Raw genomic sequence first — 11,132 nt, 5'->3', positions numbered from 1 at the left:
CTTCGTGGGGGCCGGCCTTTTGGGATACGTGGTGGTCCCGGGCCTGCTCGTCATGTGGGATATGGTGCTGGACCATATCACCCGGTCCGGGGAAGAGTAGGGGTATTCCCCCTCTTTTTCGGGCTGAAAGGGGGCTGATTTGGGCTTATTTTTGCGATCTTGGGTATGGGTAGATGCGAAATGACTGCTTGGATATTAAAATAATCGATATTTACTCGTTATTTCATGAAATAAGGTCCATAATCGTTTTAATCACAAAGGGGATTTAACGCAATTCTCTCCATCATACGATGTTTACCCCCTGTTGAGGTGAGATCGTCCGTCTGAGGCAATCTATGAAGGTCGAAAAATCGGCAATTTGAACGTATTTTTATCCAATTAAGCCTCTTGCCTTATCAATCTCACTGATTATCCGAATTCCATCTGATGTATCTAAGTTGCCAGGTTTTTGATTAAAGATCACGCCATATTTGATCCCATGTTTTTGATAAAAATTCAATTCATGCTTAATATCATCAAAAGACACCATGTCTGTATTATCCAGACATTTAATCATTTCAATCTTCACCCGATAGTGAAATCGATCCTTCTGAAAACGAGGCTCATCATTATAAAAGCATCCACTGCAGACTTTTGCGTACCCGGCGAATTTCTTCTCTATGCATATGTAAAAGATGATATAATCGCCCGGTTGCATACTCTCCACACGGCATTTCTTGTCTTTACTAAATCCTTCTACTCTCGCCCCACTCTTCAGAAATCCTTCCCAAGTCTTAACGGTATGCGCTGATGGCCAATATCTCACCATATTTACCATTCAGGGTTGGAATAAAAATTAATGATTCGTTTTAACCCACTTGTTGATGTCCAATTACTTCTTGGAATTAATCATGTGAACTCTTCAGAGTACCACGTAATGTGTCCATATAAAAAGATTGTTGGTAAAATTACTAGAAACACTGCATAATTGGAATTTCAGAAGACTATTCAATATATGGGTGGAAGGCACCCCTCTCATTTTCCATTTTTAGGGGATTTATTTACACATCATTGGGGGTAGATATGGAACGAATGGATTGTCGGTTTTATAAATTGTTGAGTCGTACTTAGGTTTTGATGATTTATGAGGATCTTAGCCTTCTCTGATTGGAGAATTCAGAGCATTGAGATGCTTATTGAGTATATTGAAGAATTAGATAAGAAACCTGACATTATCGTATATGCCGGGGATGATATCCGAAGATTCAATAAAATTCCTGAAAATAAATCATCTGAGAAATTCCGAGAAGAATTCTATACCGATACACCTAATTGCAATTATTTCGAAAAAATTGCGCAGTATTCAAAGCATGGGTTAGTTGCGGTGGCTGGTAATGATGACCCGCCGCTCATCACAAATGCCATACAGGGAAAAAATGTCTATAATATTTTTAAAGAACCATTCATCGTAGAGGACTATATCTTCATTGGACAGGAAGGATCGACAAAAGGCCCTGGCTTTCTTATATATTCTGAAAATGAAGTATTGGATGGACTAAATAGAAAATCAAAACAATATCCTTCCGAAAAAATTATCATCGTTTCCCATACCCCTCCTTTTGGTATATTAGATGTCGGTCTAAGATTCGGAATTAATCATATTGGATCTACTGCATTAACACAATACATTGATGAGAATAATTCTCGGATAAAAGCTGTAATTTGTGGTCATGCCCATTCTCAAGGCGGAAAAGAAACCAATTATAACGGGGTAAGAGTTGTAAACTGTGCCTCTCATGATAATGATGGCGAACCCGGAAAGGTGTGTAATCTTGTTATTCGTAAGTATGTCCAAACGAAATGGGATCTAATTTTTGAGTGGGGTTCGTGTCCAAAAGAAATTCATGAATTAATGCAAGTCCCAATGATTGGACATGCCAGAGCAAAAGCTCTCACAGAAATCGGAGTAAAAAGTGTGGACCAACTCGCAAAAGCGAATATTTCTGAAAAAGCATCGAAATATTCATGTTTCCGTGGAGGAGTTCTTAGTTTAATTCAAAATTATGCAAGAGCAATTTCTCAAAATATGCCGATTGTTGTCCGCGATCATCCTTTCTTTATTGAATGTGAAAAAAAGAAGCTCTATTTCTTCGATGCGGAATATAGTCCCACTGGAACGTTGATTGGCCCATTTGGAATATTTTTGTTGGGCTTTATGAATTTGAATGGGGAAGTAAAACAATTCTTTTTGGATAATCCCAATGACGAAGAAAAATTACTTTTAAATTTTCGAAACTGGCTGTTATCAGAGAAACCAACTTTGATCGCATACTCCTCAACAAGTGCTGACAGACCACAATTGAAATACGCATTTGAAAAATTCAAGATACCTACATCTGAATTGGGGAATTCTTTTTTCGATCTGTTTTTTGAGTGCATCAGCACACAGAGTTTCAAGAAACAATGCATCTACCTGCCAATAATGGGGAGAATGGGACTTAAAGAGATATCTGAGCAATTCGGATACAAACAAGAACATCAAAATAAAATTGGAGACGGACTTCAGGCACTTATCGAATATGAAAAATATCTTGAAACAAATGATGAGGGAATAAAAAAAGAATTACTCGAATATAATCAAAGTGATTTAGAAAGAACTCGGTTTATTTTTAACTACATATACAAAATTCATAGAGATGTCCTTTAGGTTTCCTGATGGTAATGAAATAATTTATTTAAAAATTAATTAATTATTATGGTCTTCCTCGACCTGTGGGGGCTGATATAGGCGCTTATTTTGTAAAATGGTGTTGTTCTTCTCAATTTTCAGTCCATGCGAGGATCTCCCCTCTCTTCTGCCGTTCGAAACGGTCAAGATCCTTGCCCGCCCCAATGAACCTGATACCGATCCTCATACGACCGCCAGCCGAGACATCATCGGTAAGGAGATACGAAATTGGGAAGAATTCTCGTACCTTCGCATCGATCTTATGCCCTGAGCATATCATTTGGACGTTATTTCGCTCGAGAATTGACCAAATCTTTTCCCAAAGGTAGTATGATCCCGTGGAGCCGAATGGATTATCGACGAAGAGCACCTTTGCGGTATTTCGATCCGGCCTGCCGATGACAAGTGCCCTTATGGTCGACATGAGAACAACAAGGAGGATGATATACATTGTATTCTCCTGCCCTTCGGAGGCTTTGATCTTATCCCAAAGCTGGAGTGGGTAGGCGTCGATGTCGATCTTGCGTATCTTCACGCGGATCATGTCCATATCCATTACTCTCCCCACTAACTGACCGGGGGCCAGCGCTTTCTCGAGTTCCCCTCTGGTGAGTGTGCCGGCGTGAATGCTGGCAGTAAGGCTCTGGATATAGCGGTGCATCTCGCCCCTCGCGACTTCCTCACGATGGTTGCAGTCATCAAAGTTGATCTGGAGCATCTCACGAGGTCTGCCATTGATTTCAATCTTCGAGACGCCCGGGATCATCATCAGGTAGTCCCGATACCGCATCGCCATTCCAAGTGCTTGATCCACAATCTTTGTCTCTACCTTAAGAAGTCCTTCTATCTGCACCCGGTTCATCTCTATTGAACTGGCGACATCGGCTGCATATCCTTCCAAGCTTCGCTGTATAGATGAAGCCTCTCCTGCACTATCTGCTATCCGGATCTTCCCCCTGACCGTATCGATCAAGTAGTGGGGGACATCGATTTCGCCAGCATTCCGGAAAAATTGATCTTTTGCTGCACTGAAGCGGTCCTTTTGCCTTGATGTGCTCTCTAACGCGGCTGCAAGTTTTTCCTGGAAGTTTCGGTAGCCTATGAGATCTGATGCGGGGACGGCATCTTTTCTGGCAAAATGATGGGTGCTATCGAGCATCTCATAGCCTTTATATTCCGTAACCAGGCTTTCGAGTTCTTGTTCGCCCACCCTGCACATGCTATCCATTTGGGTAATTTCCGCTTCGAGAGCGTGGCGTTCCGCATCTAATCTTCTCCGCTCGGCCTCGAGAGGCTCTGAATCAATGATATCGGGATCTCGGATGTATGCCTCCGGTATCTGAGTGTTATATTCCCTCTCTGCTCTCTCCATATCCTGTGAGAGGAAGTGGTGTTTATCCCGAATATCCCTGTACCGGCCGGTGGCTCCATCAAGGAGATGCTCGGCGTCCAGGACGTCCTTGTCCACCTCCCTGATATACTCCAAAGAATAGCGTCCTTGCGGATCTTCGGCTTCAATCTCCTCAATGGTGATCCGGTAGTCGCTGATATCGGTTTGGTACTCTTCAATCTGCTTTCTGTCGCGGGCATTTTCTTTTTCGTACCTATCCTTGCTCACTGCAACCTTCTCGACCACCTGCCGAGCAGCTCGGAACTCATTTCGGAGGCTGTCGATGGCCATATCCGTAAGGAGAGAGAGATCTTCGTTCACGTACGGTTCGTACTCGGAAATTTCCTGCTCAATTTTACGGAGGCGTTCTTTTATCTGGTAATTGGCTTCCTCCAGTCTCCTGAATTCAAACTCGTATCGTTGTATTTCGGCCTCGATGTGCCGCTGCGTTGTTGAAGCCTCAACAGACTTACGTTGCTCCTGCTCCAGATTGTTAAGAGTTCTCTCCTTCTCTACTGCCACTCTGCTTAACTCGGTGAGAAGGGTAAGTTTCTCCTCGTAGAGACCTATCTTCTTCTCCTGTCCAGCGAAATCATCTTTGGCGAGGGGGAGCGCGGATCGATCCTCATCGAGCTGGTTTCGCAGGGTGACGAGCCTGGCCGCGTCATCAGTCTTCTGTTGCAGGTATTCCTGGAGATTGTTCTCCTTTTCCGATCCAAATCCTGCTTGGTAACGAGAAACAAACTGGTGGAGGATCTCAGAGTCGTGCATTATCGCCTCTAGTACCTCATTGGCTTTCCCTATTTCCTCGTCAATTGCGATAATCTCTAGACCAAGGCGTTCAGCCGCACGGTCGCTGGCAAGCGCTGCGAATGACTGTTCGGGCGTCCGGGAGGGGATAAAGACATCTCCGAGTGAGAGCGGTCTTCTTTCTCTGAGATAGTCCAGACTTGTGATAATGATTTCAGCATCCTGGACCAGTGCTGGAAGGATTTTCGGATTGCGAACAATCGCCTCAAAATCCCCTTTGAGAAGGAGGACAGCTTTTGGGAGCCAGGGTGCATTATTCAGACTCTCTTTCCGTTCATCCTCGGGAATGCCTTTCAGATATTCTGCTCCACTCATTGCAGTGTGGTATTTTTCTTGCAGTCTCTCAAGGGCATCCAGATATTCTCTACTTAAGGCGACACCGTACTTATCAGCGCTCTCCTTAGCTTGGACAAGGCTCTTTCGACGGTTTTTGAAACCTGCCACCATCTCATGCATACGCCGAATCTCATCTTTGAGATGTGCGGCACAGGATCCGACTTCGTCCATCTCGTATGCATGGGCGATCTGTAACGCTGAATGTTCTTCGTTGGTAAAATCGGCGATCTCCTGTTGAATGATTTCGATCGCTCGACTCAGGTCTCCTATCCTCTTTTCCAGTTCTGTTTCAAGCGCCTCGTTGGTGGACAAACGCTGTTCGATTTTACGGATATTCACATCGATAGTTCTGTATTGCTCCTTTTCAGCAGCGAGCCGATCCTTTGTTGCCTCGATCTGATCGGTGGGGAAGAACCCAGAGGAGACCTTCGGACATTTCTCATGCCGTTTTATGAGGTCTTTCTCTTTTGTCTCCAATTCGTCCGCCTGTCGTTTCAACTCAGCAATGCTTTTCTCAGTATCCTCTTTCCTGTTCTTGACGCCTCCGAGGTTCTGTTGCAGCTGCATTATCTCCTCGTTAGTCGCCTTCGCCTGGCTCTGCCCCATCTCAAGATCTTTGCGAACAGCTTCGTTCTCCACGGAAACGAGGGCGTGGAGGGTTTTCCCAAGTGGGCGAATTCGGTCAAACACCACCTGGTGCTCCTCCTCCATCTTCCGTATGACCTCTTCCCTCTCCTGGATCTCAGCCTTACGTTCCCTGATCGAGAGATACTTGTTGACCGCACGTGCGAAGTTCGCCCGATGTTTCACCAGATTGAGCGTTTGTTCATGCTCCCGTCTCTCGGCTTCTGCCTGTTCGAGCTTCTGATTTGAGAGATTTAGTTTTACATTCAGGATCTTGAGCCTGATTTTTTCAATTTCGAACCCTAAATTCTGGGATGTCACTTGCTTTCTGAAAATGCGCTCTTGTAATTCCTTGTTCTCTGCATCCTTTTGAACTATTGCCGCTTCGTATGCAGCATACTGGGATGCAGCACTCTGCTTCTCCTTCTCAAATGCCTGATATGATCGAAGAAGGTGTTCGTTCGCAGCCTGCAGGGTGGTTATCTCATCATAGAGGCGTTCATATTCATTCAAACGCGCTTGCTCCTCCTGCAGCTGGTGGAGCTTTTCTTGGGATTGATATAATGCATCAGCAAGCGTTTTTTCATTCGAATCTTCATTCTCATCGTGAAATTTGAGCCGACGTCTGTCTTGGAGGCACCCGTCTATCATCTTAATCAGTAGATCTTCTACAAGTGCTCTCGAATTCCGAAAATTTTGAAAATGCGTCTTGAGATAATTTTCCTGTCGGTTGATGCGTTTGATGAGTTCCCATTCCGATTCGATGAGATAGTATCTCTTGAGGCGCTCCAGATACTCCTGCCGAGTATCCGCTATCCAGATGTCATACCCGGCTTTCGCTTTTTCCCGGAGCATTTTCCGGGTTTCAGAATAATCCTGGGTGAAAAAGTCTGCCCCTTCTTCCCTGCAGAGGGGGATATTTTCGATGTCGAGATCGTTTTGCCCGCGATAAAGGTGAAGGTAGGAGAAGTATTTTATCTCGTCACTCCCCCCTTCGTCTTCCTGATCTGACCTTCGCTTGGCGCAAAATCCTGTCAGGAGATATTTTTTTCCTTCTACAAATTCATCAAGTTCCCACTCGGCCAGGACATGGGTTGTACGGTTGCGAACGCCCCCGGCGAACATGTCCCTGAAGGGTTTATTTGTGTCGAGGGAGGTGTTCGGGAGGACGCACTGGAGGATGAGCATCATAAGGACCGACTTCCCCATGCCGTTCCCCAGCTCGAAGGTAGCATTACGACCATAAAAGGGCATGCGGAAGTCCTGGTATAATCCCTTCCCCTCGTTGAACTGGGCGTTTACAACCCTTACAGACCGCAATTTAGGCATCTAAGTCCCCTCCACGATGACCAAGATCTTCAATGAAAGTTGTGATTGCATCTTGAATCTCGCGATTGCTGTAGACTTCACGGATGATCGCTTTACAGCGATGGGTGAGGTATATGGCCTCATTATGCTCCCTGACAAGCTGATTCTTTTCCAGAAAAGCGATCGTCTCATTAATCAGGGCGTGCTTTGAACTGACGCCTCGCTGCTTTTTTTCATCCGGATCGTCCTTCTTGAATTCAACCGTTGGGAGACTGCTCCATAGGTCGTGGATAACCTTAAAATTGAACTGCAACTCCTCGCTTGCTTTTTCGAGGTCGTCAATCTCTCCCATTGCCGCAATCTTTTTTTCGACGGTTGTAACAAGGCTCAACTTTGGTAACTTCTCAAGGTACGGATCATATGCGGACTCGTGATAGAACTCGGTGATAAGGACGTGTATGATGAAAAAAACTGTGTACATCTCGGGATTGTTAAATCCTCGCCCGAGACTTTTACGAATATCGTCATTTGAGAGGCCAAAAACCTGATTTTGCACACCGGGGCTCAGAAAAAGGGCATCTTGATACCTGCAGACGAGAAGGTTGTGCTTCTCTGCACAATATTCTAATACTTCCCGTAATTCAGCTTCCTGATCATAGCGTAGGAACTCCTTCGGATGATCCTTACGCGAAATCGAACCTTTCTCCAGCATGCAGTGGAGCATTTCAAGGGCGATTCCAAGGTTTTCACGGTCAAATTTCATTCTTTCATTCCCGAATAAAGATGAGGTTGGAAACGTACTCGTCTTCTGATTCTCCCAGGACTACTCGCCGTTCTGGCTGAGAAATCACATTAATCTGACTGAATCGGCTTTCGCGTTCTGCCACGGCACAAAGTAATGCTTCAGCAGCTAGCTCGCTCTGCCCACCTGTCACACGAAGATCAAAGGTAGATCTGTATGCTTCGCCGTTTCTAGCCCCCTTGTTCAGCTCGACGAGGAAGGGGATCAGGTCAATATTTTCTACTCCTTCATGCCCCAAGTTCATATTGATAAGACTCAGATAGGTTGGCAGATCCATCTGCTCTCTTTCTTCCAGGGCATCTACCAAGATTTGCGCATATATCCTGAAATTTTCATCCTGTCGTCCCTGAACAATCTTCTCGATAGATTTCCTGTCACTCCACGCCTCGCTCATCTTAACCTCCGTGATTTCCTCTTTTTTACCGATCATTCTCTGCGGCTCGAAAATGGAGCAAATACTGAACGTTTTGGCGACATTCGGGAGGATTAGCGGGTGCATCTCAACAATATGAATGTCATTTGATAAGTTCATCCGAATATGGTTCTCTAATGCCTCCTGGAATTGGTACCTTCGATCAAAGAGCGAATTCATTCGAATCCTGCAGATCAATTCATATTCGGTTGGGAGATTTGTATAATCTTTCAGGAGAGTATTGTGCAGGTTGTATCCGTACTCAAGCTCGATTGAAAGTTCCTGTATTGTGATAAAATCCTCTTCGTTACCGAGGGGCTCACGTGCTTCGGCGATCTTCATCTGTTCTTTAGAGAGATCGCGAAGCGTTGACTGAACTTGATGGAAGAGTTCCTGCTCCTGCTGAAGTTGTGAGATCACCTCCTGCGTATATCCAATATATTCTTTGGCCACGTCGGGGTCGCCGTACCTCATCTTGTCAAGTAAAGCCTGCTTCTTTCCTTTCTTTCGATGAACTTCGAGGTTGAGGTTTCGAACTGTCTCCAAAGCGTTTCTAAAAGAGCCACTCTCAATCTGTTTCTTAAATAAAATGAGGGTGACAGTGATCCTCGATTCTTCGGGGAGTTCCTTGATGTTGATCATGAACTCGAGGCCTTCATCGGTAATCCGGTATCCATCCTCGTTTACATCGTACTCGATAAGATGAACATAGCGATTGATAGGTTGCCGTTTGACCGGATCATGGTAACTGAAACAATAGCGCTCACCCTTTGTGTTCGTTTCAAGAAAGTCCAGCACATTCCGCATCACTTCCCGGTAGTCGAACTCACGGTCAGGGTAAATCTTCGTCATCGTCTCCTGCATATGTGCTTTGATTTCGTCGGATTTGAGAACACGACCATGAATGCGTCCCTTTTCGATCAGTAATGTAAGCACATCCAAAGCGAGGTACGGAGCATCATAGTCCAGGTTCTTCACCGGAAGAGAAGTATATGCTTTAAAAAAAGGATAGAAGCATTTGAGGTGTTCCATCCGATCATTGATCTCTTTAAAGCGTCTCTGGGAGTCCGACATCTGCAAGCCTCTGAAGATCTGTAATGTTGAGCGCCTCTTGAGGGAGATACAGCTCATTATTGATAATCCGTCTTATCAGTTCACCGTTCTCCAGATCGAAATAATCGAGAAAAGGGGAAAAGGAGAATTTTTTAACACGTTGTAACGTCCTTAAAGGACGTGCTCCTTCAAGCCCGGCCTTCTGCAGGATTAAAGTATAGAGGGAAGTAGCTGGCTGTATGTTGTACTGTGGGTACTTTGCATTGAGCTGGTTATAGATGGATATTCCCTCTCTATCAATATCTCCGAAATAGAAATACTGATCTTCGGCAGCTCCCCCGACTGTTTCAATATATTCGAATTTCCTTAGAATTGCCTTTCCTTCCCCAAAGATGACCAGATGAATTCCCGAAACCAATCCTCGAATCACTGCATCCTGGAACGTCCAGAATGTGTCCTTGTTCTCAATGATCAATACGGTTCGATCGCCTCTGTTTCTGTTTGAGAAACCCTTCTCTCTGCAGAAAAATGGCTCAAATACCTTCTTTGCCCTAATATCCTCATGGGTTAAGCGCAGTCTCTTAAGGATTGCAGCGCCATCAACTGCAGCATCATCTGCAGCATCGATCGCTTTTTCGTCATCGAAGAGTTCATAGGAACGTTCATTAACGGTCAGAATCTCGCAATTTTCACGTTGGCGAATGAGTGCGTTTATTTTCAGAATGTAATCTCGGTCTCTTATGTAGTGCTCGCTATGGGTTGCATAATAGTCGATATTGATCGGAGGTAAGAGAGAATAAAGTTCATTTCGGTCCTCCTGTGAGAGGGGGGCACCGGGCTTGGCGATCACCTCCCTGTGGATCGTATATTTATCAGGGAGTCTCCCGTACTGCTGGAGTGGCTGTGCGCTTTTAAGTGGCTCCAAAATACTACGATTGATTAAACAACCCATGGATTCGATAAATTTGTCATGCCGGACCTGATCAGTAAAAAGGTTGATCCCGCGCTCTTTGAGGGCGTTCTCAATGTCTCCCAAATGAATGCGTTTATTCTTATGTTCTAATAGAATGCTTTTAATCAGCCTTTCCATGATTCTATTCGGAATATATATGCCAATTCGTATAATCCATTCGATCTGGAGTTGGTTGCAACTCAAATCCTCTTAAGACGTATTGGTCAATCCGGCCAATTCTGGGCTGTTTAATCCTGAAGCCCCGGTCGACAATGCTGTTGGCCTTCCTGCTGATTTACCGCCCGCAATCAGCACGTAAGTCCATTCCGCCCCGACCAGCCGTGCGACTCCGCTCCTCGCTTCTCTCGTCGCTCCACTGCACGGCACTGCAAACACCACCATGCACAGGCGTTTTCCGTCAAACGGGTAAGCATGTCGCCCCTGCGGGGTGCGTCCCTCCGGGCCGCATCCTGCCTTCGGCAGGACGCCAGGCCTACTCCGTTTGCCGTCATATCGCCTGCCTCGTCGGTGCCCGGTGTACGGGACCGGCGGAGTTGATTGAAAATGTCGGGAACGACAGTAAAAGAAGGGGCGGTCAGCCTTGCAAACTTACCCGCCCTCAAAGCTCGTATTGAGCAAGAGATAGTTTGGGACGACCTCACGTATCACCTTTTCGCCTGCGTGATGGCCGAGAACACGCTCGCCTTCCGGCCCGCATCCTACTACCTGCGGAGGGCC

Annotated in this window: 7 protein-coding genes; 2 read left to right on the top strand and 5 right to left on the bottom strand. The window is 45.5% G+C overall.

Annotation, left to right across the window (positions count from 1 at the left end):
* Positions 1–370: 370 nt before the first annotated feature.
* Positions 371–817, bottom strand: a complete 447-nt coding sequence (locus QCH34_RS01640) for an EVE domain-containing protein (RefSeq protein ID WP_300329011.1) — start codon at positions 815–817, stop codon at positions 371–373.
* A gap of 306 nt (positions 818–1,123) precedes the next feature.
* On the opposite strand from QCH34_RS01640, the gene QCH34_RS01635 reads away from it, so the two are divergent.
* Positions 1,124–2,686 (top strand): ribonuclease H-like domain-containing protein, encoded by a 1,563-nt coding sequence (locus tag QCH34_RS01635; RefSeq protein WP_300329008.1) that lies wholly within the window; start codon positions 1,124–1,126, stop codon positions 2,684–2,686.
* A 112-nt stretch (positions 2,687–2,798) separates the two neighbouring features.
* On the opposite strand, the gene QCH34_RS01630 is transcribed toward QCH34_RS01635, so the two are convergent.
* Genes QCH34_RS01630 through QCH34_RS01615 form a run of 4 tightly spaced genes read right to left on the bottom strand, consistent with a single transcriptional unit; the run spans position 2,799 to position 10,478 of the window.
* The gene (locus tag QCH34_RS01630; protein ID WP_300329005.1) at positions 2,799–7,196 is read right to left on the bottom strand and encodes a hypothetical protein; all 4,398 of its coding nucleotides are present in this window, start codon (positions 7,194–7,196) and stop codon (positions 2,799–2,801) included.
* The gene (locus QCH34_RS01625; protein WP_300329001.1) at positions 7,189–7,938 is read right to left on the bottom strand and encodes a DUF6063 family protein; all 750 of its coding nucleotides are present in this window, start codon (positions 7,936–7,938) and stop codon (positions 7,189–7,191) included. The genes QCH34_RS01630 and QCH34_RS01625 overlap by 8 nt, the downstream gene beginning before the upstream one ends.
* A gap of 4 nt (positions 7,939–7,942) precedes the next feature.
* On the bottom strand, positions 7,943–9,421 hold the full coding sequence (locus tag QCH34_RS01620; protein WP_300328998.1) for a hypothetical protein: 1,479 nt from the start codon (positions 9,419–9,421) through the stop codon (positions 7,943–7,945).
* 16 nt (positions 9,422–9,437) lie between these two features.
* Complete coding sequence (locus QCH34_RS01615; protein WP_300328995.1) at positions 9,438–10,478, bottom strand: Wadjet anti-phage system protein JetD domain-containing protein; 1,041 nt, start codon at positions 10,476–10,478, stop codon at positions 9,438–9,440.
* Between the two features lie 348 nt (positions 10,479–10,826).
* Here QCH34_RS01615 and QCH34_RS01610 point away from each other — a divergent pair, with 348 nt between their 5' ends.
* Positions 10,827–10,952, top strand: coding sequence for a hypothetical protein (locus QCH34_RS01610; RefSeq protein WP_300328992.1), 126 nt, complete (start codon positions 10,827–10,829; stop codon positions 10,950–10,952).
* Positions 10,953–11,132: the final 180 nt, after the last annotated feature.

The organism is Methanocalculus sp., from assembly GCF_029762515.1.
Taxonomy (GTDB): Archaea; Halobacteriota; Methanomicrobia; order Methanomicrobiales; family Methanocorpusculaceae; genus Methanocalculus.
Note: the sequence above shows the minus strand (reverse complement) of the source record. Positions and strands in the feature narration are given on the sequence as shown.